This is a genomic window from Cedecea sp. FDAARGOS_727, assembly GCF_012273235.1.
GTDB lineage: Bacteria > Pseudomonadota > Gammaproteobacteria > Enterobacterales > Enterobacteriaceae > Cedecea > Cedecea davisae.
In genome coordinates this window covers 4,748,985-4,771,705 of the sequence record NZ_CP050966.1, presented here as the reverse complement: position 1 = coordinate 4,771,705, position 22,721 = coordinate 4,748,985, and the positions used below count along the sequence as shown (strand labels likewise).

Below are 22,721 nucleotides of genomic sequence, written 5' to 3'. Positions count from 1 at the left end.
GGGCGTTAGCTCCTGTTAGCGGGATGATTGTAGAGCGGCAAGCGCTTGAGCCACAGCCGCAGAGCCTGCCAGTAAATTGCCAGAACGGTTTTAAGGGTCATCAGCGGTATTCGCGCCAGCAGTGACGTCAGATTTTTTTGCGTCAGCGGCTGCCGGTTGAGTAGTAATGTAGCGTCAAACACCTTAGATTCCTGGTGGTTTTCTATATGCATGTGTAGCGTTTTACCGGGACTGTTAAAACGCCAGTGGTAGGTCATGTCCATTGGATTAAACGGCGAGACGTGAAACGCCTTCTGAATCGGTCGCACCGCACTGGCGTCCACTGCGTAATAGTGACGCTCGTTCCACGGGGTATTGCGTACTTCAACGAGCACCCAGCAAAGCGCGTCTGAGCGATCGAAGCAGTAATAAAAATTGACCGGATTAAAGTGAAGGCCGAAATAGCGTAGTTGGGTCAGAAGCATGACGCGTCCATCAGAACGTTCTCCTGTCAGCTTTTCCAGCCGACTGAGAGTGGTTTCTTTTAGCGGAGAACCGAGCGGATAATCCACATCGTAAAATGCAGCGACGGCAAACTGATTACGTCGGATCCCCACAAGCGGCAGGCCATCAAGCTCATCAAGATCGAACAAGGCCATAAAGACGTTGTAACGAAAATGGTGGGCTTTAGGCTGAAAGCGGCGGTGGCGCAAAACGCCGTGATACAGGCAACTGTTCATTTTATTTGCCCGCTCCATCGGCGATACCTTTCACTACATCCAACGCGCTACGCACCCCGTCCTCGTGAAATCCGTTGTACCAGTAAGCGCCACAAAACCAGCTTCTTCTGCGCCCGTTAATTTCACTGCGGCGTGCCTGGGCGCGCCAACTTTTAGGATTAAACAGCGGGTGTTCATAAACGAAGCGATTCCAGATGTGCCGTGCTTCTATTGGCGTATCCGGGTTGAGGGTTACGCAGAACAGAGGGCTTCCATCTGGTAGTCCTTGCAGAATATTCATATTGTAGGTAACGCATGCGCTGGCCCTATCGTGAGCGCTAAGTCGATAGTTCCAACTTGCCCAGGCTCTCTGGCGCAAGGGTAGCCAGCGTGAGTCGCTGTGAAGTACAACCTCATTGCGCTGCCAGCCGATGTCTCCCAGGACTTCTCGCTCGGTGTTCGATGGGGCCTCAAGCATCGCCAGCGCCTGTGCTGAGTGGCAGGCAAAAATCACCTGGTCGAAGGTATGACTTGAGTCTGCTAGCGCTATCTTAACGCCTTCGTCATAACGGATAATTTGCTGCACCGGCGAGCTAAGGTGCAGGTTCAGGCGATCGCCAAGTTGGGCTAGTATAGCGCGGACATATTCACGCGAACCGCCAGGTACCACATACCACTGCGGGCGGTGGGTGATATCAAGCAGGCCATGATGCTCAAAGAAGCGTAAAAATAACGGCAGTGGAAAGCGGCGCATTTCCTGCAGCGAGGATGACCAGATGGCTGCCCCCATCGGTAGAATGTAATGGCGCGCGAAAAAGTTGCTGAACTTTTGCTGATCCAGAAAGGTCTGCAACGTGGTGTTTTCATCGGCGCTGACTAACGCCTGTTTCGCAACGCGATTAAAACGGACTATCTCTTTTAGCAGCCCCCAAAATACAGGATTTACAAAGTTACGGCGCTGAGCGAACAGAGAGGTCAGGGTATGGCCGTTGTACTCCAACCCGCTCTGTGGGTTATGTACAGAAAAACTCATTTGCGTTTTTTCGCCGCGAATGCCCAGCTCGCTGAGCAGGCCGATAAAGCGGGGATAGGTGCGATCATTGTAAACGATAAACCCGGTATCGATGGCATATTCACCCTGGGGCGTGCTGACATCCACTGTGGCAGTATGCCCTCCTGCGGTGGCTTCTGCTTCGAAGAGGGAGACCTGGTGGTGGCCGGCGAGGCGCCAGGCACAAGTTAACCCGGCGATGCCACTGCCGATAATTGCGATTTTCATGAACGCACCATCCTGCGCAGCAGCACGCGCTGCAAAAAAACAGGGAGGCTTGCCAGCAACCGCATAATTACGCTGAAGCCTGCCGGAAAGGCGATATGATTTTTGCCTTTTGCCAGGCCGCGACGAATAGCCTTTACCGCACTCTCTACGCTCACCTGACCGGGCATTGCAAAATCATTTTTACGGGTCAGCGGCGTGTCAACAAAGCCCGGTGAGACCACTGTCACGTCTATGCCTTTTGGCTCCCAGTCCATGCGCAGGCTGTTGGCAAACCATGTCAACGCGGCTTTGGAGGCGCCATATGCCTCAGCTCTCGGAAAATGAAGCCAGTGTGCCATAGAGCTAACCAGCACCACTCGGTTACCCGAAACCAGTTGTGCCTGAAGTGCCGCAAGACAGTTTACCGGCCCAAGGAAATTTGTCGTCATCACTCGCTCTACTAGTGCGGCGTCCACTTCACCTTTATCTAAATATTCACACGTTCCGGCGCAGAGAATAATCAGGTCGGCATCACATCCGGCCAGCGCCCGGCGACAGGCATCCCTGTCTGTCATGTCGAAGAGGCGTAGGGTAATGTTTGGGCTGTACCTCTGCAGGGCTTCAAGCCTGGCTAAATCCCTGCCACAGGCAATAATGTGGCAGCCTTCATCGGCCCATGATTTTGCCAGCCCGGCTCCAATCCCGGAGCTTGCGCCCGTGATGAGGACAGTCATCATGAGCGCACTCTCCTTTTCACTGCGCGGACCGCGCACCCCAGAAAGGGTATGCGTTCATATATCATCTCTCCCGCATCGTAGTAGTCGCGCTGGCGAACGATTAGGTTGTTCTGAATATCCACAAGAGAACACCCCTCCAGGGCGAGCGCTTCTCCTCCTGCAATACGGGGATGAGACCAACGCATAGTCCAGGTCACGACAACGCGATGATTATGGCAAATGGGCGGGTCAACGGAAAAACGACAGTACACTACGTTGGCCAGCAGACATGAGAAATACCGCTCGATGGCAGGTAGCCCCTCATGTTTACCAAATGGATCGACAAGTGTAGCGCCGGGATCATACAGTTCGACCAGCGCTGAGGGTGGCTGGATATCCAGCTCCGCGTAGTAGTTAATAAACCGACTGATAACAGATGTTGTTGCACTCATGTGGCTCACCATGGCGGCAGAGATAAAGATGTCATTGTCTATTTAAAATTTGCACAATAACTAATATTTGTCGAACTTTAGGGTGGGATATATTTTTATATTTAATTATTTCTGATAGTTGATTATCTTTTTTTTTGCGCAGTTATTTTGCTGTCTTTAGGCATCTTACACAGGAGAACTGCCCAGGACGGGAATTTATGATTAACGACGGGCATGTTGGATAGGCGAGATTAAAGAGAGATTATGTCGAGTGTAGTCACTTGCTTCTGCCAGGTGTCAATCTGCTTTTGGCGGGCAGCTGTGATTTTGCAACTGGTGACCAGGATCCATTTTCTCTCGGGGAAGATTTCTGGAGCCAGAACAGAAGGCGAGGAGGGAAGCACGTCAATACGATTACCCTGACCTGTGTGTTTGAGCGCTTCCAGCCATATTTCACATGTATCGGTCAGGTGCCAACCGGTAATCAGATAATTTTCGCCCGGTGCTTTTTTGTCCCCTTCAAGACAGAACGCGGTGTAGGCAATTATCATGCCATCGAGAATCGCACGCAGGGTCAGCATTGCCGGTATGTTGGCTGCCACCCGGCTACGCAGCGGGCGCAAAACTTCCGTGACCAGTTCCGGGTGGGGATATTCACGGCCTGAATCGTAAATTAACTGGCGCAGGGACTCGATTTTTCCTTCCTTCAGCCGCTGCAGCATCGTGTTCTGCAGGGTAAGCCAGTTGTTTGTACTGCGTGATTTCGGGCGAGCCAGGAGAGGTTTAACTTTGCTGACGGGAACCCCTTTTCTCACCCAGTCAAGGATTGTGAGAGCCTGCTGGATGTCATCATCACTATACTGCCGATGCCCGCCATCGGTTCTCTGAGGTTTAAGCAGGCCGTAGCGACGTTGCCAGGCGCGAAGCGTGGTTGCGGTGATCCCGCAAAGTCTGGCAAATTCTCCGATGGAGTAAGGCATAAAAATACACCTGATGACAAATAATGTTCTTAATATACTACGAATGATCCCGTGTTGAATGAAGTGTGGGGTGTTTACACTACACTTTACTTTCAATCGCGCAAATGAAAGGAGTTCTCATGAAGCTATGGCCTGTAGCGACCGGGGTTGCTATCGCGTTGACTTTAGTGGCCTGTAAATCACCCACGCCTCCGCGAGGTGTCAAACCTATCACCGGCTTTGATGCGAAGCGCTATCTGGGAAAATGGTATGAGGTGGCGCGTCTGGAAAATCGCTTCGAACGTGGCCTTGAGCAAGTGACGGCCACTTACGGGGAACGCAGTGATGGCGGGATTAGTGTTCTTAACCGCGGATTTAATCCTCAGAAAAAACAGTGGAGTGAGAGCGAGGGTAAAGCCTATTTTATCGGTGCGCCGAACATCGCAGCGCTGAAAGTCTCGTTCTTTGGCCCGTTCTATGGTGGCTATAACGTGATTAAGCTGGATGAAGATTATAAGTATGCGCTGGTTAGCGGCCCTAACCGGGACTATTTGTGGCTCCTGTCTCGTACATCAACTGTTCCTGAAACGGTGAAACAGGATTATCTCGATACTGCCCGCAGCCTGGGTTTCCGGGTAGAGCGATTAGTCTGGGTCAACCAATAATCTGACGAATGCAGAAAGAGCAATGCTCTGGTAAATTGACGGCGGCTACTGAAGAGGTTTATTCCTTATCGTATGATTTACCGTCAATTTTTTCAGTTCAATTGCAGATTACCGCGTTTTTTTTAAAGAATCCTGCTTACCAGGGTTGCATTGCTCTTGAGTACCTGGAAGGTAAAATCTGCCATTGGAATCAGGATCCGAGCCTCCCGGGCACCCGGGCCGGCCCGGCGTGTTATCAGCGCTGCCCCCGTCAGAACCGTTTCCTCCATCAGAACCCTTGCCCCCATTCGCAGCACTTACTGACAAAGTTAAGAGCATCAAAAAACAGAAAATTAAATGTCTGAACATGTTTATATCTCCTTCATTACCGTCTCAGAATTTTCGCGAACGTTTACAACGTGGGGGGCACTATTCTGACAGGCCAGTTAATGTTTCCTGCATCGTTCAGGCATGGCCGCGAGAACAGAAATCCCTGGAATAGATGAATGTCGTTTGACTGAAGCCAACACCATTCCTCCATTTTCTCGACGCCTTCCGCAATAATCGTTATTCCCAGGTCTTCACAGCACCGAACGATAGACGCGACTACCGCCTGTTTTACCCCGCTTAGATGTATATCTCTGACAAGAGCCATATCCAACTTTATTTTATCCGGCTGGAATCGGGTTAATAATGTCAGCCCTGAATATCCGGCACCAAAGTCATCAATAGCCAGTCCCAGCCCAGCCGTGCGTATCTCTTTCAACGTTTGATAGAAAACATCAAATGCGGAGATAAATTCTGCCTCAGTCACTTCGATAATAACCTGTTCAGGTTTTAGCCCGGCTTCTCTGACTTGCTTAAGTAACGTATCTACTGCATCTGGAATAGCGCAGAGCGCACGTGGAAGAAGATTAACCGCTATCTTATCGTTTTTCTTCAGCATCTGTCCTCCCAGAGCAAATGCGTATGCCTTGGACTCGAGATCGAAAGCGTACAGCTTCTCTGGCGGAATACTCTTAAACATTTCCTCTGGCGAGCCTCCGGATGCGCTACGAATCAGAGCTTCATAAGAAGAGATCTTACCTGACAATGCGTGGATGATGGGTTGAAGCGCAAACTGGCAGGGATGGTTTGCAAAAGACTTTGGCCACTGTTTATCACTAAAGAGTGGATGGCTATTGTTGGTCCACAGAGAATAACTGAACTCTGGCTTCGGGATATACCTGCCACCATGTTCAATAAATGTTCTTATTAATCTGAACATTCGGTCATCGTAGCTGTTATCGCCTCTGAACAAACTCAAATAGCGTATTTTTTCCAACTCATCCTTTTTCTTACGGCGGCGTAAATCAATCAGGTTCATGCCCATATCATGAAAACGGCGATACGCCGAATAATCGCGCATCAACTCAACCACTCCGCAATGCCGCGTGTCGGCCCTTATGCTGGTGAAAAGTGCTTCAATGACAGCTTCTTCTCCTTCCAGAACCTGGAAAAATTCGCCACCATTAAAAAGCAGGATGCCCGTGAGATGGAGCCGGGTATTGTTACGACTCGCTGTATCGACGAGCATCTGAAGATCGGCTGGTGCCCAGTCCGAATTTACCTGGCTACGGTATATCAACGTGGTAAGCATCTTTTTTCCTTTCAGCCATTCTTTTAAGGCTCTTTACTCGAGAGAATGAAGCCACACCTGTCATGCTTTTGGTTCATTCGACGGGGACGGGGCAGGCCTCAGGCCTGTAGAAGCAAACGGCCTAATCATCAGCTGATTTTAGGGTACGCATCAGTCCGAGTTTTGACAATCACTATTCTGTCATATGCCAGCAGCGAATGCTGCGGTCTGAATGGGGGGGTAAAGACGGAACGCTGTTGTTGCGGAAAAAGGATGGAACTCATCTTTCCGATAACGTTAACTAGTCACTATGGCCTTTATCATTCACTCACAGAATGAGGTAAATTAACCAATGATTGTACTCAGACGAATGCTTGCGGAAGAGTATTCTTGCTATCTTAAATATTTCATTCCGGATTATGCGCAGGAAATTGCCTCAAACTATCCGCTTTCTGGTCATGATCCTGTAGCAAAAGCCGAACAGGAAATAGCCATGCTGCTCCCCGATGGCGTCAATACACCAGGACAAGTTCTCCTGTGTTTAATTGACCCGGTGGACAGCGCTGGGAGGCATGTCGGCTACCTTTGGTACAAACCCGATTTTGTTCAACGAAGCGTATTTATCTACGATTTTTACATCTTCAATGCTTACCAGGGGCAAGGCCTGGCTAAAAAGGCTCTCCTGGCTTTTGAACTGAGTTTGCAGGAGCAGGGGTTTGAGCAGATAAAACTCCGTGTTGCCGCAGATAACGCCCGTGCCCGGCATGTTTACGAAACGACGGGGTTTGGCATCACGGGCATAAACATGAGTAAAACGATAAAGCACTCGGAATAGAATTTACCCTATATTCAAGAATACTATGATGAGCTTGCGAAAATTATCCGACGAAACGAGGCTTTCATGTTAGTCACCCCCACAACGCGGCTCATCATTCGCTCATTTGAAGACAAAGATGCCGCGCCGCTGTTTGCCTATCTCTCATCGCCTCGCGCGCCCTGTTTTTATGACGAGAAAATAAACTCTCTTGCACAGGCTGAAGCAGAGGTAAGCAAAAGAGCCGGGGATCCTGGCCAATTTGCCGTATGCCTGAAGGAAACGGATGAACTTATCGGGCATCTTTTTGCTGATAATCATGATGAGCCAGATCCGAATACCTGGGGGGTTGGCTGGCATTTCAACCCGCGTTATGAAGGGCAGGGCTTTGCGACTGAATCCGTCACGGCCCTGTTCCATTATTTGTTTACTGTAAAAAAAGCCAGAAGGCTGTATGCCTATGTTGAAGATTACAATCATGCGTCTCTGAGGCTCTGCAAGCGTCTTCATATGCGGCAGGAAGGCTGTTTTATGGAGTTTGTTTCATTTACGACCGAAGACGGGACGGAAAAGTATGACAATACTTTCGTCTTTGCCTTACTCAGTAAAGAATGGAAAGTGATGGTCCAGGCGTTGAACTGAAGCTAAGCAGATGCCGAGTGCGTTTAAGCCACGCCGCCGGCCTGAAAAGGTCGGCAGACTTAGTATAAATAACTCAGATTGTCAGCAAGAAGGGGCATAAATAATGCAGTCTCTCCCATTCCTTTTCGCTTTATAAAGTGCTTCATCGGCGGCGGTAAGAATGTGGGACGATGAGTGATGATTCTTTTTTACAGCAACGCCTATACTCAGGGTAATGGATTCGCCGCTACGATCTTTACAGGATATTGAGGCTTTTATTTTATTGATAAACTCTTCCGCATCTGTGTTGTTAAATATAATAACCACAAACTCCTCGCCTCCTGAGCGGGCAATGAAAATGTCTTCGGAGATGAATGCCCCTAATTGCAATCCCGTATCTTTAAGAACTTTATCACCAAAATCATGGCCGTAAGTATCGTTTATGTTCTTGAAATGATCGATGTCGATAATGCAAAGGGTGCCACTTTTCGGCTCTAATTCTCTTAACTTTATATTAAGATGCCTTCTGTTTGGCAGCCCCGTTAACTCATCAGTTAATGATAATTTGACTGCGGCTTTGTAATTCCGATTTATGTATTTGACGAAGTTATTGAAGGACAGCGTGATAAGAAATATAGCCGGGGCATAAAGAAGCGCTGCAACCAGCGATGCTGAATCACGGTCTATCACTCCCAGCCCACCGGCAAGGGACACAAGACTTGAATTTAACAAAAGAAACAAACTGATCCTAAAAATCGCAAGGTGCTTTTCTTTTGATTGAATGTTAAATGACTTTCTTATGATCCATGTCAGAATTAAAACGGTGCAGGTATTAATAAGGAAATAGAAGTTAACTTTGGACGGGTTACCTATGGTAAACGCCAGAATAAAAATTATCGTCATTGTAAAACAGACGAATGCGATAATCATTCGATAGAGCAATCCGCGTGCCGACCCGGCCCCTTCAATAAGCTTGTCGTGTATTTTAAAGTTCATTTTCATTCCTTTGCTAACTTCGGGGCATAAGTGCTAATTATTCAGGCAGCCGGGGATATAATATTATATTGTTTTAGCCGCTGGCAAATGGGCACCCTGGAACACTACTCGTCCGTATCAATTAAGCGAACATCAGGATGCCGCTCGGTTGCTGCCTCGTGATAAATATCGCCCAGCCAGCCGGATAGCTCCTCTACCGTTAAATAAGGCGGGATCGCGACGTCATAAATGCGTGATGATTTACCCTCGTTGGGGTCAACGCGGTAGAGCAGCCATTGCTCACCGACTCGCTTTACGCCGACCCGGCGGCCAAAAACATCGAATTGCAACATGTTCGCTCCTTCTCAATACCCGCACCTCCGCCAATGATAAAAGCTTTGCGCGGCGTTGACGAGGTGATTGTCAGTCAGGCATCGCAATGGCTGTAAAATTCAGACATAAAAAATTTCGCTATATGTTGCGGAGTTGTTTCAATGAGTTAATGAGGCACGCCGCGCCCGGAGGAATTTTCCGGATTGAATCCCGGTTTTTCGCCGATCTTGTTGTGTTAGTTTTAGCATTCAGGGAATTTTAAGGGAGTGGCTATAGGTATGGATAAAAGCGTGACTGAGGAATTTCATCCCGACATGTTGCAGGTGGTAGGTACGGCTGTGATGCAGCTGCTTGCCCGGGAGCAGGCAATATCGCGGGAATCTATAGCCGATATGGTGCAGGTGGTTTACGCAAACAATCTGGACGACCTGGCGGTACAAAGGGCGGTTGATTTGCTCATTCTGGGATAAAACCAGACTGCAACTCAAGAAAACGGCCCACGGGCTGTTTTTTAACATCAGTTAAACCAACGTTTAAATCCCGGTTTTCTTTTCATACCCAAATGTTATAATTGATAGTGGTTATCATTATCAAATGGAGGTTTCATGAGTAAGATGCTCATTCTTTGCACGACTCTACTGTGCGCCACGGCGGCCCATGCCGCAAATAAACCGGCGTCCGAACTAGTCTGGACCGAAGCTGAAGAAGAAGGCTGCCGGGGCAATGTTTGCGTCAATAATGATTCGAACAAAAAGCCGGATATGTTCAGCAGGCTGGACAAAACGGAACGTCAATTGCTGACCGACCCTTATTCTAAATACGATCGCGATAGCAGCAGTACAGCCCGTGCCGGCGTTACGTTTAAGTGGGATTAATATAACCGAGCTTTGCTAATAATGAGAGCCGCCCGGCTCTCATCTTTGTTCAGTAAACCCGCCATACAAGTCAGAAAAAGCGATGCTGCGTGAGCACGCCTTTATCATCAATTAAGCCCTGAGCCACATGAACAAAATAGCGGCTAAGCTCTCCATTCTGCTCTTTCTCCATTTAATAATAAGCAACTTAAATGCTACTGTAAGATCAAACAGATAAGCCGGAGGCAAGATGGATAAAAAAGCAAAAGACGATGAGCTGTATCAGGAAATGTGCCGCGTTGTGGGAAAGGTGGTGCTGGAGATGCGCGACCTCGGGCAGGAGCCAAAGCATATCGTCATTGCCGGAGTGGTAAGAACGATGCTGGCCAACCACAAAATCAAACGCTCGGCGCTGACGGAAGAAGCCATGGAGCATGTTATTAAAGCGCTGGGCTACGAACTGTAAGCCCCTTTTACTCAGAACATAACCCCATCAGGAACCGCCTATGATTGCCAGCATCCTTATTATTCTGGTCGCATTGATTCACGTTTATATTCTGGTCCTGGAAATGCTGCTTTGGGATAAACCCACCGGACGCAAGGCTTTTGGCCTGTCTGCGGAGTTTGCCACCCAGTCCAAAACGCTGGCGGCCAATCAGGGGCTGTATAACGGCTTTTTAGCTGCCGGGTTAATTTATGGCCTGCTGGCGAGCAGCGCGGGCTATGAATTTAAAGTATTCTTCTTAATATGCGTATTAATAGCAGGGTTATTTGGCGGCTTTACTGCGAGTAAAAAAATTCTTTATGTTCAGGCAGTACCCGCTGCGCTGGCATTAATTGCGTTACTCAGCGGAGTATAAACGAAGAAAACCCGGCCATGCCGGGTCACCACAAGGCTATCATCATTAATATAATAGGTGATCGACCGGATCGTTTTTAAAGTGGTTCCGGTCCCCCCAGAGGAGGAGAAATATAGGCATATTTCGCTAACGGAATGAGGGTTCACAGCGTCAGCGAAGGCTCGAAATTATCCTGAGTCGGGGGCGTTGGCAAGAGCCGGAGGGTGATATTTTCTAATTATGAATTTTGAAACTAAATTTTCCAGAATAATCGGCCTGAAGAGTTTTTCAGATTCGTCTATGCTTTAAGTTCTGTGTTGTTTTTTTGAATGGACTAAGCGAATTTATCAGGAGTTTATATGGGATTCTGGCGCATCGTTTTCACTATTATTCTGCCGCCGCTGGGCGTGCTGCTCGGCAAGGGGTTTGGCTGGGCTTTCCTCCTAAACATCATTCTTACGCTGCTGGGTTACATCCCGGGGCTCATCCATGCATTCTGGGTGCAGACCCGGGATTGATCTGCTGCGGTTATCGCCAGCTCGGCCCACTTCGGTGGGCTATTTATTTCACTTAAATTAAAAAGAGTTCCTCAACCTGCAAAAATAATGCTTTTGTTTATCTGTTATTAAGGTTTTCTTAATAATCCTGTCATTAATAAATAGTTAAAATAATTTCGCCAGGAATTATTTTTTTATTTAAAGTCTTTGTAAAACAAGGATGTACAAACCGTTACACGAAAGCGCCGGGCAATACGCTAAGGTAATCCGGTTTATTGAGGTAGCGTTTATTTTAGCGGCCTTACTATGCCCATGTTTTCACTCCTGAGGTTATAATAATGAATCATCTTTTGATAACCGGCGCTACAGGTTTCCTGGGCGGCGCGGTTTTAGCTCGATCACTTTCTGAATCCTCTTTTAGCTCTGTTTTATTATTGGTGCGAGCGAATTCGCCTCAGGAGGGCGTGGCAAGAATCAGGAATAACCTGGTTAACTTTGGCTGCGACGAAGCGCAACTGGCGCGGATCACCGAAAAAAATATCCTGCTGGGCGACCTGGCCGAGCCGGAACACTTCCTTGATGACGAAAGACTGTCGCAGGTTACTCACGTTATAAACTGCGCGGCGGTGGCTTCCTTTGGCGAAAATGCGCTGATCTGGAAAGTTAACGTTGAGGGCACCCTGAAGTTTGCCCGCAGAATGTCACAGGTTGAAGGCCTGGAGCGTTTCCTGCACGTTGGCACCGCGATGTCCTGCGTGCCGGAAGCCGGGACTCTGGTGACCGAAAGCATGACCCGCAAGCCGGAAGAAGAGCATCTGGTTCAGTACACCTGGTCCAAGTCCACCATTGAACATATGATGGCCGAGCAGTTCCCGAACCTGCCGCTGGTTATCGCTCGCCCGTCCATCGTGGTTGGCCACAGCGAGCAGGGCTGCCGCCCGTCCAGCAGCATCTTCTGGGTGTTCCGCATGGTGCTGATGCTCGGCAAATTCATGTGCTCGCTCGACGATAACATCGACGTTATCCCGGTGGACTACTGCGCTGAAGCGCTGCTGTTGCTGGCGAAGAGCGACTCTCTGAAAGAGAAGGTCTACCATATTTCCGCCGGCGACGTGAGCAGCACCCGCTTTGCCGATATTGATATGGCGATGTCCGGCGCGCTTAACCAGCAGCCAATTTGCACCAATTACGAGCAGGTAGATTACAGCGAGCTGGTGAAGAGCCGCAGAAGCTTCAAGTCTATTTACGGGCCGTGTAACGAACGCCTGATGCTGAGGGCAATGCGCCTGTACGGTGAATTCTCGATGCTGAACGTGCGTTTCTCCAACGAGAAGCTGCTGGACCTGGGCATGTCTCCGCCGCCGCGCTTCGTGGACTATATCAGTCGTTGCGTGGAAACCACTCGCGAATACTCGATCCCCGAGCTGATGAAAGTCGACTTTAAATAACGAAGAAGGGAGCAAATGCTCCCTTTTTTATCAGCCATAGAAAAAGGAGCTTTCGCTCCTTTTGTCATTTCAGGTTTACCATTTCATTTCGCCGGTATTCACCTTCGCACTCATCTCAAGAGAACTTTCATCCGCGAGCTTAGGATATTTTTGCTTCATCTCCGCGATAACCGGTGCGCTTTTGCCTTTCTTCAGCGCCAGTTCGAAGTCCGCTAAATAATCCCCGGTGAAAACAACCGGAGCCGTGCCCAGCTTCACTTCACCGATAAAGTGGCCCGGGATCACGCGCTCAGGCTTCAGGGCAGCCATTTCGTCCAGCACGTCGCGCCATTCCTGGCGTGCTGCTTTAGTCTGCGAGTCTGCCGTCCAGACGTGAATGCCGGAATCTACGGCCACGCCGCCGAGGATGGTTTTATTCGCAGGGATCCACAAATAGGCGGCGTGAGAAGCGGGCTGGCGCAGTTCTACCTTTTCACCGTCGACGGTAAACGTGGTGGCATGGGTCACCTGAGGCACAAAGACTTTCTGCGGCGCGCCGTCTTTGAGGATCGGGCCCCAGTATTTAATTTTTGCGTCTTTGGTTTTATTGATGTGTTCAACGACCAGCGGAGTGGCTTCAATTTTCACATCCGGCCAGGCCTTAACAATCGGTTCCAGGCCAAAGTAAAAGTCCGGGTCACCGGCGGTAATCAGGATGCGGGTCAGTTTTTTACCGCTGTGCTGGATAATTTTGACCAGCTCTGCGCCGTCCTTAACGCTGAACTGGGCGTCAACCAGCGTTGCTTCGGTTGGGCCGGAAATCAGGGTGGAGGTCACAGGGAACACGCCCTTATCCTGCGGGTTGTAGACTTCAAGCGTTAACGGTGCGGCAAAGCTTGCGCCGCTGAATACCAGAGTGGAGATGGCCGCAGCCAGAGCATGTTTCTTCATATCATTAATCCTGATTAACTGAGTTGGTTAGCCCGTTTGGGAATAAAAGTAGTTTAAATTGCATTATGTGAATCGTAACGGCCTTATTCAGGTAACATGAATTTCATAAATCGAGCAGATAGGGTGAGAAATGGACAGAATAGTGGCGGCAAAGGTGTACACCAGAATTTGCGAACTCGGCAGCCTGAGCGCCGCGGCGCGAGCGCTGGATATGTCCCGCCCGATGGTAAGCCGCTATCTTGAACACATGGAGCGCTGGGCGGGGGAGCGGCTGCTGCATCGCTCCTCGCGCAAGTTAACCTTAACGCCTGCGGGCGAGCGGGTGCTCAGCCAGGCCCGCAGTTTAAATGAAGTTGCCGAGGGGATAACCGGCCAGAAGCAGCAGGATTTGCCCTCAGGTACCTTGCGCGTAGCCTGCTCGCAATTTGGTGCCCGCTATTACATCGTGCCTTTCTTGTCTGACTTTTTGCGCAACTACCCGGATGTCCGCGTTGAGCTGCACGTCAGCAGCCAGGCGGTAAACATGATAGAAGAGCGCATCGACCTCGCTATCCGCATCACTAACGACCTCGACCCGAATATTATAGCCCGCCGCCTCGGGGAGTGTGATTCGGTGCTGTGCGCCTCGCCCGCCTATATAGAAAGCAAGGGCATGCCGCGTTCGCCAGCCGATCTCGCGCACCATAATTGCCTGCAATACAGCTATTTTCTGCGCAACATTTGGCAAATGGTGGACGAGCAGGGCGAGCCGCTTAGTGTAGAGGTGAGCGGTAACTTTAGCGCCAATGACTCGGTAGTGTTGATGGACGCGGTGGCGGAGGGCGTGGGGATAGCCATGCTACCGGTGCAGGATGCGCAGCAGCGGCTTGATAGCGGCGAACTGGTGAAAGTGCTGGAGGATTGCCCGCCCAGAACGATGGGCATTTACGGTATCTATCGCAGCCGCAGCTATCTCCCGGCGGCGCTGAGGATCTTTTTAACCGCCCTGGCGGAGCGGCTGGCAAAATAATCTAAGAAAAATCTCACTAATTGGCCGCTGTACCGTTTACTTTTTATTCCAGGAATGTTCTGATCTCGCGGCGAAAAATGTGAGGAAGAAGTCGATGTTTCAATTAAAACCGGGCACCCTGGCGATGGTCATTGGCGCCCGCACCGCAGCAGGGCGGGTGAATATTGGTAAAGCAGTGGAACTGTTTGGCCTGTGCCAGCCGGGCGAGCGCTTTGTTAATCCGGTTACCGGCGTGGTAACGCAGCTGCCGCCGGAGGCGAATTACCCGCTATGGCTGGTCACCGGCGAAGTTATCGCATTTGATGGCCGCCAGGGTTACGCGTTTGTGCGAGCCGAGCACCTGATGCCGCTGGATAAAGATTTTTCCCTGGAAACCGACGAGCTGCATCTCAGCCATTAATCCACGTAGTGGCGCAGAAAATCGGCCAGCACCAGAGCATGGTTTTGGTCGGCATTTTTTGCGCCATACAGCAATGTTAACGTTCCTTCCTTTCCGTGTTTTGCCAGCGCTTTTGCCGCGCTGAGATTCTGTTCCAGCTCTTTTTTATAGCAGCGGCTGAATTCGGTGAAGTCGATGGCCTCGCTGTGAAACTCTTTGCGCAGTGCGCTGGACGGCGTCAGATCCTTCGGCCATTCATCGTAGTGTAAATCCGTTTTTTTAACTCCACGCGGCCATAACCGGTCTACCAGCACCCGGTAACCATCTTCCGGGGTGGGGGTCTCATAAACACGTTTGCAGCGGATCATGCTCTCTCCTTATCAACCTCTTCCAGTCTTTCCAGCAACTGCGGGATTTGGTGGTCGGCAAAAACCTCAATTCCGTGCTGGCGCAATAGCGCCGAGGCGACGCCCTGTCCCGGAATTGTCGCGCCTTCAAATTGCCCGTTGTAGATCTTTTGGCTGCCGCAGGTTGGGCTGCCGTCGGTAAGGATAGCAAAGCGGCAGTTATTTTCGCGGGCAGTTTGCAGGGCCAGCCACGCGGCCAGCAGATAGGGTTGGGTGACGTCGGTTCCGTCGCTTTCAACAATCGCGGCTTTGCCAAGAAATGCCGCTTCTCCATCGCCGCCCAGCAGCTCTGCGGGCAGACGCGGGGTCGCTAAACCGGCGGCCAGCTCCGGGCAGTGAACCACCAGGCGTTCTTCCTGCTGTAGCCGTTCAAGTGCGGCTCCGATTTGCGATTTTTCGCTGCCGTTGTAACGAACTTTGAACCCCATCAGGCAGGCGCTGACCAGTATTTTTGCTTTCATGGAAGTTTTATCTGCGAAGTGAACCTGCCACGGTACTACATTGCCCGCAGGCTTGGGAAGAGGGGGCGACCTGCTAATTTTTGCTGTTGTTAGCCCAGGGCAAAAAGCCTAATCTATCGTTCCTTATGTTGTTCTCCTCCCTCAAACATAAGGCCAACACAAGCATGTCAGACACACAGCTGAAGTCCACTTTACGCATTGCGCTTATCGGTGATTATAACCCTGCGGTTATCGCTCATCAGGCTATTCCTCTGGCATTAGATAACGCGGCCGCCGTGCTTGGCGTCAACGCCGACTACGACTGGCTGCCTTCGCCTGAAGTCACCAGCAATGAGGATCTGGTCGGTTACGACGCCATCTGGTGCGTTCCGTCCAGCCCCTATCTGAATGAAGATGCGGCTTACCTGGCCATTCGCTTTGCCCGCGAAAACAATATTCCATTCCTTGGCACCTGCGCGGGTTTTCAATACGCGGTGGTTGAATATGCGCGCAACGTCCTCGGCTGGCAGGATGCAGGGCACGCGGAAACCGCCAGCGAAGGCCGCCTGGTGATTGGTCGCCTGAGCTGCTCGCTGGTGGAAGTGTCTGATGTGATTGAGCTGAAAGCGGGATCCATCGTCGGCAGGGCTTACGGTAAAACGGAGATTGAAGAGGGCTACCACTGTAACTACGGCGTGGCCGATCTGTTTGCCACCGCGCTTGCCAACGAGCCTCTTAAAGCAACGGGCTGGGATAAGCAGCGCGAGATCCGCGCGGTAGAACTTGAGGGCCATCCTTTCTTTGTGGCAACGCTATTCCAGCATGAGCGTAACGCCCTGAAAGGCAAGCCTTCGCCTCTGGTTGAGGCCTGGCTGGCCGCCGCTGAGAAATAACAGATAAAAGCCCGCATTTTTGTGCTGCCACTGTGCGGGCAACATTAATGATGTTGGTACGACCCGATATTGATGTGTCGCATACTGGAATGAGCTTATTTTGCAAGTTTATAATGTCTCAAAACAATCTATAACTTAAGCTTACTCTATGTTTTTATAATTAAAATTAATAAACAGAGTTGGCTGGGGAAATTAATGACAAGTAAATCAATTGCGGCTAAAGTAAATTAAATGTGAAATATCGGTACTTTATGATCTTCAGTTTTAGATGAAGATATAACGGCTAATATGTCATGCTACGATTTCGTAGATTAATAAAAAAGGGATCGGTATCAGTCTCAACCACTAAGGTTGGTCTTGCCCTGATGGGCTTTTAAAATGGAGCAGTAAAATGATTAATCAACAATTCAGCCTGACGCAAAAGCAAATATCAGACTTCCGGGAAAAAGGATTCCTTTTACTGGTCGCAAAACATGAAGGCGAACGTCTGGTGGATAGCCCATTGTTTGCCGGACAGGACTACAGAGACCTCTCACTTTAGTTTAAAACTATCGGGGCTCGCTGCCCCCATTGAACAGGGCGCCATCATGTCTCAGATGTATCTCTATATCTTAATTGCAAACCTTACAATTGCGAGCCCGGGGCCGGGAGTGCTGCTCACTTTGACGAATACGCTAAATTACGGCCTGAGGAGTGCTTTAGCCGGTATCATCGGTGTATCAGGCGGTATGGGGGTGATTTCTATCGTCGCTGCCAGCAGTTTAGGGATAATTATTACGACCTCTCAGCTTGCACTGATCATAGTTAAAATTGTTGGTGCAGCCTATCTTGCCTGGTTAGGGGTAAAGCTATTTCGTAGCACGCCAAAGAAAATGAGTGATAGTGGCAGGTATCGTCTCCTGCCTTCAAAATCATCACGGTTTCGTCAGGGTTTTTTTGTCTCAATTTTTAATCCAAAACCTATCGTTTTTTTTATGGCCTTATTTCCTCAGTTTATTAATTATGAAAAATCTTTTATTTGGCAATTCTGTTTGCTTTCGGCAATCTTTTGCATCTTAGTTGTCCTTATTCATTTTATTTATGCGTTATCTGCAAGCACGGTTAAGAAAAGGCTGGCTAATGGTAATATGTTTTCCTGGCTGAACAAGATCGGTGGTTGCGTATTCATGGTTTTTGCTACCGGCTTGTTGATTTCAGCTCTGGTGCCCTATATAAATTGATTATATTTGAAGTTCAGGAAGCAGCTCTTAATACCAGAGCTGCTTCATTTTTCAATTAAACTCAAAACCACTATATTCAAGCGGTTTAGATTTCAATAATCTTTTTTTTTGTCGCCCTAAGGATCAAAAATGCCGGGCGGCGCAATTCTTTAGCAAGGGCGGGGCGCAGAGCCAGAGCCTCGGGTGTGGGCTTAGTTTCCAGCATTCGGGTGAGCGCAAAGCCGCTGTCCAGCAGCGTATTGATATAAGTTTCCGTGGTGCGGTGGTACTTTTGCACGTCCTCAACAAACCATCTGGTGTGGCGCAGCCCCTGCTGGTGGTAATGGTTTACCGGCCAGATGGTTTCCTCTTCGTAAGGCTGCCAGCCCACCGGGAAGGCGGTACACATAGGGTGTTCAACGGAGAAGATGAATTCCCCGCCTGGCTTGAGGGCGGCGAAGACTCTGTTGCTCAGCGCGGCAAAGTCTTCGATGTAATGTAGCGCCAGCGACGAGATGGCTAAGTCCCACGGGCCGGACTGTGCCGGAAATTGTTCTATCGGCAAATTATGGTAACTAATATGCTCATCCTGCGTGGCGGCGCGGGCCTGGGCCAGCATCTTCTCCGAGATATCAAACCCGGTAACGCTGGCCGCGCCGTGGCTGCGGGCAAAGCGTGCGAAATCGCCAAACCCGCAGCCCAGATCGAGGATCGTTAGCCCATCCAGCGCGGGCAGCAGAGAATACAGTTCGGGAATTTCCAGCAGCCCGTTAAGGCCGGAGTCGTTCTCGCGTAGCTGGCGGTAGTTTTCAAAAAATACCGGGTCATCAAAAATATTCTGCGGCGCTGCCGTGGTGTTTTTAGGGTTCATTCGATCCTCCTTGTTCATCGCCAGGCTATCAGGCGGCGGTTTTCTCCGCTGCACCTATCTCTTTCTGGCGGCCAGCATAAGCGCCAAATACCGCCATTACCACCGAAAGTAGCGCGCATCCCAGCAGGGGTAAAGCCCAGCTTCCCGAAATATCGTGGACTTTACCCATTACAGGCGGCCCGAAGGCGGCAAGCAGGTAGCCCACGCACTGCGCCATGCCGGAGAGCGCCGCGGCCTGGTGAGCGGAGCCGGTACGCATCCCGATAAACGAGAGGCCGAGGATCATCGCCGCGCCGGAACCAAATCCGCCGAGCGACACCCAGAATATTGAGAAGTCAGGCATCAGCCACAGCCCCAGCGTCGCCATACACCACAGAACGGCCATCAGGGCCGCTATACCGCGCTGATCTTTCAGCCGGCTGAGGATCAGGCCGACAAACAGGCCGGGAATAGCGGTGGCGAGCTGCAAAATACCGTGAATCGACCCGGCTTCTGCCTCGTTATAGCCGTGGCTGATAAGAATCGACGGCAGCCAGCCGATTATCACGTAATAAATCAGTGAGTTAATACCGAGATACAGCGTAACCTGCCAGGCCAGCGGTGAAGACCAGATGCCTCTGCTTTGCATCGCCGGGTTGCCGGAGAGGTTCATTACCGTGTGGCTGCCCAGTTGCGGCAGCCAGACAATCAGGGCAATCAGCGGGAAGATCATCAATGACAACATCGCGCCCGACCAGCCAAAACCGTGCAGGGCAATCGGGACCACCATCACGGAGCCAAGCGCGGCGGCAACGCCCATCGTCAGGGAATAAGCACCGGTAAGTTTTGCTACCTGTCCGGGGAAATCGCGCTTCAGCAAGCTCGGCAGCAGGACGTTACCCATCGCAATGCCGCAGCCGATAATCGCCGTGCCGAGGTAAAGAAACGCGGCGTGGCCCGCCGAGCGCAGGGCGATACCGGCACAAATAATAACCAATGCCCCGAACAGGCTGCGTTCGGTGCCAAAGCGGCGGGCGATCCCGGCGGCGAGCGGCGATACTACGGCAAAGGCCAGCAGCGGCAGGGTGGTCAGAATACCGATTTGCGCGGTGGAGAGCGCCAGCGCGTCGCGCACCATATCCAGCAGCGGCGCGGCTCCGGTAAAGGTGACGCGCAAAGTGGTGGCAATCATCAGAATACCGAGCAGAAGCACAAAGCGGCTCTTCTTGCTCGCTGAAGTTATCGAGGTCATGAGAGAGTATCCAAAAGTACGGGAGGGCAAAGATACACGCTTCTGCCTTTTTACGAATCAAGCTAGAATGACAGATTATCGCTAAATTCGGACAAGTTATGGAACGCGATTTAGATCTTGAGGGCTTTGACCCGGATAGCATTATAACGCCCGCGCTGGCGTTCAGGATCCGCGCGGCGCAAAGCTACAACGAAAAGCCAATTCATACCCACCGTAAAGGGCAATTGATTCTGGCACTGCACGGAGGCATCACCAGCGAAGTCACCAACTCAATGTGGATGGTGCCGCCGCAGTATGCGGTTTGGGTGCCGGGGCAAATGCCGCACAGCAATAAAGTCACCGCCGATGCGCGCCTCTGTTTTCTGTTTATTGAACCGGGTGCGGTCGCGATGCCCGATCAATGCTGCGCCCTTAAGATTTCGCCGCTGGTACGCGAGATTATCCTGCGCCTGTCTAACGTGCCGCATGAACACCTGGGCTGCGCGGCCACTCAGCGGCTGGTGCAGGTGCTCTTTGACGAACTGCCCAATCAGCCGGTAGAGCAATTGCAGTTGCCTATCTCTTCTCACCCGAAAATCCGCGCGATGGCGGATGAAATGGCAAAAAACCTGCAACAGAGGCGCACTCTGGCACAGTGGGCGGGCGAGATGGCGATGAGCGAGCGGAACCTCTCGCGGCTGGTGGTGAAGGAAACGGGGTTGAGTTTTCTGCGCTGGCGGCAGCAGATGCAGCTGATCATTGCCCTGCGGCTGCTGATTAGCGGCCAGACGGTGCAAAACGCGGCAGAGTCGCTGGGCTACGACTCCACAACCGCGTTTATCACTATGTTCAAAAAGGCGCTTGGGACCACGCCAGGGCGTTATTTAAGCACCCTGGCCGGGGACGATTTTACAGACTAGCGAGCTTAAACTGGGAAACGGCGGTATTCAGCTCGTAAGTTTGCGCTAGCAGAGATTCGGCGGCGGCAGAGGCCTGGTTCACCATTGCCGCGTTCTGCTGGGTGGTGACGTCCATCTGGCTGATGGCTGTGCTGACTTGCTCAATACCGCTGCTTTGCTCATCGCTGGCGTGGGTAATTTCCACCATCAGGGCGGCAACGCGCTTAACGTCCTGTACCACTGTATTAATGGTTTTACCCGCCTCGTTTACCAGCCTGCTGCCGTTAGAAACCTGATGTACCGAATCTTCAATCAGCCCTTTAATTTCTTTTGCCGCACTGGCGCTGCGCTGTGCCAGGCTGCGAACTTCACCGGCTACCACGGCGAAACCACGCCCCTGGTCACCCGCTCTTGCCGCCTCTACAGCAGCATTCAGCGCCAGAATGTTGGTCTGGAAGGCAATGCTGTCGATAACGCCAATGATATCGGTGATCTTGTTGGCGGAGGTGGAAATATCATCCATGGTTTGGACCACCTGAGCCACCACCGCGCCGCCCTGTTCAGCACTGCGTGAGGCGGTGCTGGCAAGCTGGCTGGCGCTTTGGGCGTTTTCTGCGTTCTGTTTGACCGTGGCGGTCATCTCTTCCATAGAAGAAGCAGTTTGCTCGAGCGCGCTGGCTTGTTCTTCAGTACGCGAGGCAAGGTCAATATTGCCGCTGGCGATTTCGCTGGAGCTGGTGGAAATTTGATTGCTGCTTTCGTGAACCAGATGAATAACCATCGTCAGCTGCTGGCACATGGTTTCCATCGCCGCCATCACGCTGTTTCGGTCCCCGTCGCGCACCTTAACCTCGCGGGTCAGGTCACCGCAGGCCACGGCGTTTGCGATTTCGGCCACTTCGCTCGGTTCCCCGCCCAGAGAGCGGAAAATCGTGCGGTGTACCCACCAGCCAACAACCAGCAGCAGCAGCACGGCGGCACCGGAGCCAATCAGCTGCCAGCGGGTTGAGATGTCGTTGCTGTCCCTGGCGTTTTCAACCGCGTTATCGGCATATTGGTCGGAGGCCTTAACAAGCGACTCGATCCCTTTTTGATGGGCAAAAAAATCTTTATCTGCGGCTTTGAGTTTTTCAAACAGCGGCGTTGGTGCGCCAGAGCGAATCAGCTCCACCAGCTCGTTGGCGTCTTTGATCATCGCCACTCCGGCCTTGTACTGCTCGCCGAGCAAGTTGTCCTGTAATTCCGGGGGGAGAGTGGTTTTCCAGTAATCCACACGCTGGTGCCACTGGCTGCTCAGGCGTTTGATTTCCGCATCGGCCTGGTCAACGTTCAGCGTGCCTTCTACCACGCGGGACAGCACCAGCCGCAGCTCAATAAGATAGATAGGCGCGGGCTTAATGTCCGACATTAAATCCTTGGCCAGCAGGCCGCTTTCGGTACTTTGCGCACTCCGGTGACTGCCGTACAGAGAAATAGCGGTAACCAGAGCAGACATCAAAATCGAACAGCAAATTAACAACAACAAATTGTGAGCCAGTGATTTCATTTTGCCTCTCCTGTTATTTTGAAAAGTTATCGGCGAGGAAGAGGGGAAACTTTGCCGCCTGATGCCAAAACCACAGGGTTAATCACAAATTTAGGCTAAAAAAGACCGATTTTTTATTTTTAAAATAATAACTTAGCAAAACTATTTGTTAAATCTATAAGCGAATGATTTAACCCTGCTTTAACTAATACAATTTTTGCATATGTAATGCAGGATTAAGTATTGGCGAGGGG

At 50.9% G+C, this 22,721-nt stretch carries 29 protein-coding genes; 15 read left to right on the top strand and 14 right to left on the bottom strand.

Annotation, left to right across the window (positions count from 1 at the left end):
- Window positions 1–5: 5 nt before the first annotated feature.
- The 5 genes from FOC35_RS22395 to FOC35_RS22375 form a co-directional block, all read right to left on the bottom strand.
- Complete coding sequence (locus FOC35_RS22395) at window positions 6–719, bottom strand: DUF1365 domain-containing protein (RefSeq protein WP_172570267.1); 714 nt, start codon at window positions 717–719, stop codon at window positions 6–8.
- 1 nt (window position 720) lies between these two features.
- Window positions 721–1,977 carry an NAD(P)/FAD-dependent oxidoreductase gene (locus FOC35_RS22390; protein ID WP_172570266.1) on the bottom strand — a complete coding sequence of 419 codons (1,257 nt, stop codon included), beginning with the start codon at window positions 1,975–1,977 and terminating at the stop codon, window positions 721–723.
- The gene (locus FOC35_RS22385; RefSeq protein WP_172570265.1) at window positions 1,974–2,693 is read right to left on the bottom strand and encodes an SDR family NAD(P)-dependent oxidoreductase; all 720 of its coding nucleotides are present in this window, start codon (window positions 2,691–2,693) and stop codon (window positions 1,974–1,976) included. The genes FOC35_RS22390 and FOC35_RS22385 overlap by 4 nt, the downstream gene beginning before the upstream one ends.
- Window positions 2,690–3,124, bottom strand: a complete 435-nt coding sequence (locus FOC35_RS22380) for a nuclear transport factor 2 family protein (RefSeq protein WP_172570264.1) — start codon at window positions 3,122–3,124, stop codon at window positions 2,690–2,692. The genes FOC35_RS22385 and FOC35_RS22380 overlap by 4 nt, the downstream gene beginning before the upstream one ends.
- Before the next feature lie 230 nt (window positions 3,125–3,354).
- Window positions 3,355–4,083: a MerR family transcriptional regulator gene (locus FOC35_RS22375; protein WP_172570263.1), complete on the bottom strand. Its 729-nt coding sequence runs from the start codon at window positions 4,081–4,083 to the stop codon at window positions 3,355–3,357.
- Between the two features lie 119 nt (window positions 4,084–4,202).
- Between FOC35_RS22375 and blc the strand changes: the two genes are divergently transcribed.
- Window positions 4,203–4,727, top strand: a complete 525-nt coding sequence (gene blc / locus FOC35_RS22370) for an outer membrane lipoprotein Blc (RefSeq protein ID WP_172570262.1) — start codon at window positions 4,203–4,205, stop codon at window positions 4,725–4,727.
- Window positions 4,728–5,118: 391 nt separating this feature from the next.
- Here the strand turns inward: blc and FOC35_RS22365 are convergent, their stop codons facing one another.
- On the bottom strand, window positions 5,119–6,345 hold the full coding sequence (locus tag FOC35_RS22365; protein ID WP_172570261.1) for a diguanylate phosphodiesterase: 1,227 nt from the start codon (window positions 6,343–6,345) through the stop codon (window positions 5,119–5,121).
- A gap of 331 nt (window positions 6,346–6,676) precedes the next feature.
- Between FOC35_RS22365 and FOC35_RS22360 the strand changes: the two genes are divergently transcribed.
- Both FOC35_RS22360 and FOC35_RS22355 read left to right on the top strand, forming a co-directional pair.
- A complete protein-coding gene (locus FOC35_RS22360) occupies window positions 6,677–7,159 on the top strand; it encodes a GNAT family N-acetyltransferase (protein ID WP_172570260.1) in 483 nt (160 codons plus the stop codon).
- 66 nt (window positions 7,160–7,225) lie between these two features.
- The gene (locus FOC35_RS22355) at window positions 7,226–7,780 is read left to right on the top strand and encodes a GNAT family N-acetyltransferase (RefSeq protein ID WP_172570259.1); all 555 of its coding nucleotides are present in this window, start codon (window positions 7,226–7,228) and stop codon (window positions 7,778–7,780) included.
- An 81-nt stretch (window positions 7,781–7,861) separates the two neighbouring features.
- Here FOC35_RS22355 and FOC35_RS22350 read toward each other — a convergent pair whose 3' ends face one another.
- Window positions 7,862–8,755 carry a GGDEF domain-containing protein gene (locus FOC35_RS22350; protein ID WP_254065329.1) on the bottom strand — a complete coding sequence of 298 codons (894 nt, stop codon included), beginning with the start codon at window positions 8,753–8,755 and terminating at the stop codon, window positions 7,862–7,864.
- A 104-nt stretch (window positions 8,756–8,859) separates the two neighbouring features.
- A complete protein-coding gene (locus tag FOC35_RS22345) occupies window positions 8,860–9,087 on the bottom strand; it encodes a hypothetical protein (protein WP_172570257.1) in 228 nt (75 codons plus the stop codon).
- 270 nt (window positions 9,088–9,357) lie between these two features.
- Here FOC35_RS22345 and FOC35_RS22340 point away from each other — a divergent pair, with 270 nt between their 5' ends.
- From FOC35_RS22340 to FOC35_RS22315, 6 genes are all read left to right on the top strand, one after another.
- Window positions 9,358–9,537, top strand: coding sequence for a hypothetical protein (locus tag FOC35_RS22340; protein ID WP_227317680.1), 180 nt, complete (start codon window positions 9,358–9,360; stop codon window positions 9,535–9,537).
- Window positions 9,538–9,672: 135 nt separating this feature from the next.
- The gene (locus FOC35_RS22335; RefSeq protein WP_172570256.1) at window positions 9,673–9,942 is read left to right on the top strand and encodes a hypothetical protein; all 270 of its coding nucleotides are present in this window, start codon (window positions 9,673–9,675) and stop codon (window positions 9,940–9,942) included.
- A 229-nt stretch (window positions 9,943–10,171) separates the two neighbouring features.
- Window positions 10,172–10,387: a fumarate hydratase FumD gene (gene fumD, locus FOC35_RS22330; RefSeq protein ID WP_016535926.1), complete on the top strand. Its 216-nt coding sequence runs from the start codon at window positions 10,172–10,174 to the stop codon at window positions 10,385–10,387.
- A gap of 40 nt (window positions 10,388–10,427) precedes the next feature.
- The gene (locus tag FOC35_RS22325; protein WP_016535927.1) at window positions 10,428–10,781 is read left to right on the top strand and encodes a DUF1304 domain-containing protein; all 354 of its coding nucleotides are present in this window, start codon (window positions 10,428–10,430) and stop codon (window positions 10,779–10,781) included.
- 338 nt (window positions 10,782–11,119) lie between these two features.
- Complete coding sequence (locus FOC35_RS22320) at window positions 11,120–11,278, top strand: YqaE/Pmp3 family membrane protein (RefSeq protein WP_016535928.1); 159 nt, start codon at window positions 11,120–11,122, stop codon at window positions 11,276–11,278.
- A 317-nt stretch (window positions 11,279–11,595) separates the two neighbouring features.
- Window positions 11,596–12,705, top strand: a complete 1,110-nt coding sequence (locus FOC35_RS22315) for an SDR family oxidoreductase (protein ID WP_016535929.1) — start codon at window positions 11,596–11,598, stop codon at window positions 12,703–12,705.
- 75 nt (window positions 12,706–12,780) lie between these two features.
- Here the strand turns inward: FOC35_RS22315 and FOC35_RS22310 are convergent, their stop codons facing one another.
- Window positions 12,781–13,635: a Vmh family MBL fold metallo-hydrolase gene (locus tag FOC35_RS22310; RefSeq protein ID WP_172570255.1), complete on the bottom strand. Its 855-nt coding sequence runs from the start codon at window positions 13,633–13,635 to the stop codon at window positions 12,781–12,783.
- A 130-nt stretch (window positions 13,636–13,765) separates the two neighbouring features.
- Here FOC35_RS22310 and FOC35_RS22305 point away from each other — a divergent pair, with 130 nt between their 5' ends.
- Window positions 13,766–14,644, top strand: coding sequence for a LysR family transcriptional regulator (locus FOC35_RS22305; protein ID WP_172570254.1), 879 nt, complete (start codon window positions 13,766–13,768; stop codon window positions 14,642–14,644).
- Between the two features lie 94 nt (window positions 14,645–14,738).
- Window positions 14,739–15,044 carry a hypothetical protein gene (locus FOC35_RS22300; protein WP_016535932.1) on the top strand — a complete coding sequence of 102 codons (306 nt, stop codon included), beginning with the start codon at window positions 14,739–14,741 and terminating at the stop codon, window positions 15,042–15,044.
- Here FOC35_RS22300 and FOC35_RS22295 read toward each other — a convergent pair.
- Window positions 15,041–15,391 carry a DUF488 domain-containing protein gene (locus FOC35_RS22295; RefSeq protein WP_172570253.1) on the bottom strand — a complete coding sequence of 117 codons (351 nt, stop codon included), beginning with the start codon at window positions 15,389–15,391 and terminating at the stop codon, window positions 15,041–15,043. The genes FOC35_RS22300 and FOC35_RS22295 overlap by 4 nt on opposite strands.
- Window positions 15,388–15,891 (bottom strand): DUF523 domain-containing protein, encoded by a 504-nt coding sequence (locus FOC35_RS22290; protein WP_016535934.1) that lies wholly within the window; start codon window positions 15,889–15,891, stop codon window positions 15,388–15,390. The genes FOC35_RS22295 and FOC35_RS22290 overlap by 4 nt, the downstream gene beginning before the upstream one ends.
- A 164-nt stretch (window positions 15,892–16,055) precedes the next feature.
- Between FOC35_RS22290 and FOC35_RS22285 the strand changes: the two genes are divergently transcribed.
- The 3 genes from FOC35_RS22285 to FOC35_RS22275 all read left to right on the top strand — a co-directional run bounded on the left by FOC35_RS22285 (window position 16,056) and on the right by FOC35_RS22275 (window position 17,983).
- A complete protein-coding gene (locus FOC35_RS22285; RefSeq protein ID WP_172570252.1) occupies window positions 16,056–16,763 on the top strand; it encodes a CTP synthase in 708 nt (235 codons plus the stop codon).
- Window positions 16,764–17,154: 391 nt separating this feature from the next.
- A complete protein-coding gene (locus FOC35_RS22280) occupies window positions 17,155–17,304 on the top strand; it encodes a hypothetical protein (protein ID WP_016535936.1) in 150 nt (49 codons plus the stop codon).
- 46 nt (window positions 17,305–17,350) lie between these two features.
- Window positions 17,351–17,983, top strand: coding sequence for a LysE family translocator (locus tag FOC35_RS22275; protein WP_172570251.1), 633 nt, complete (start codon window positions 17,351–17,353; stop codon window positions 17,981–17,983).
- Between the two features lie 85 nt (window positions 17,984–18,068).
- Here FOC35_RS22275 and FOC35_RS22270 read toward each other — a convergent pair whose 3' ends face one another.
- On the bottom strand, window positions 18,069–18,833 hold the full coding sequence (locus FOC35_RS22270; RefSeq protein ID WP_254065328.1) for a bifunctional 2-polyprenyl-6-hydroxyphenol methylase/3-demethylubiquinol 3-O-methyltransferase UbiG: 765 nt from the start codon (window positions 18,831–18,833) through the stop codon (window positions 18,069–18,071).
- 28 nt (window positions 18,834–18,861) lie between these two features.
- Window positions 18,862–20,064 carry a CynX/NimT family MFS transporter gene (locus FOC35_RS22265; RefSeq protein WP_016535939.1) on the bottom strand — a complete coding sequence of 401 codons (1,203 nt, stop codon included), beginning with the start codon at window positions 20,062–20,064 and terminating at the stop codon, window positions 18,862–18,864.
- A gap of 98 nt (window positions 20,065–20,162) precedes the next feature.
- Here FOC35_RS22265 and FOC35_RS22260 point away from each other — a divergent pair, with 98 nt between their 5' ends.
- Window positions 20,163–20,963, top strand: a complete 801-nt coding sequence (locus FOC35_RS22260; protein ID WP_016535940.1) for a helix-turn-helix domain-containing protein — start codon at window positions 20,163–20,165, stop codon at window positions 20,961–20,963.
- Here the strand turns inward: FOC35_RS22260 and FOC35_RS22255 are convergent.
- Window positions 20,953–22,488, bottom strand: coding sequence for a methyl-accepting chemotaxis protein (locus tag FOC35_RS22255; protein WP_172570249.1), 1,536 nt, complete (start codon window positions 22,486–22,488; stop codon window positions 20,953–20,955). The two genes, FOC35_RS22260 and FOC35_RS22255, sit on opposite strands and share 11 nt — an antisense overlap.
- Between the last annotated feature and the right edge of the window lie 233 nt (window positions 22,489–22,721).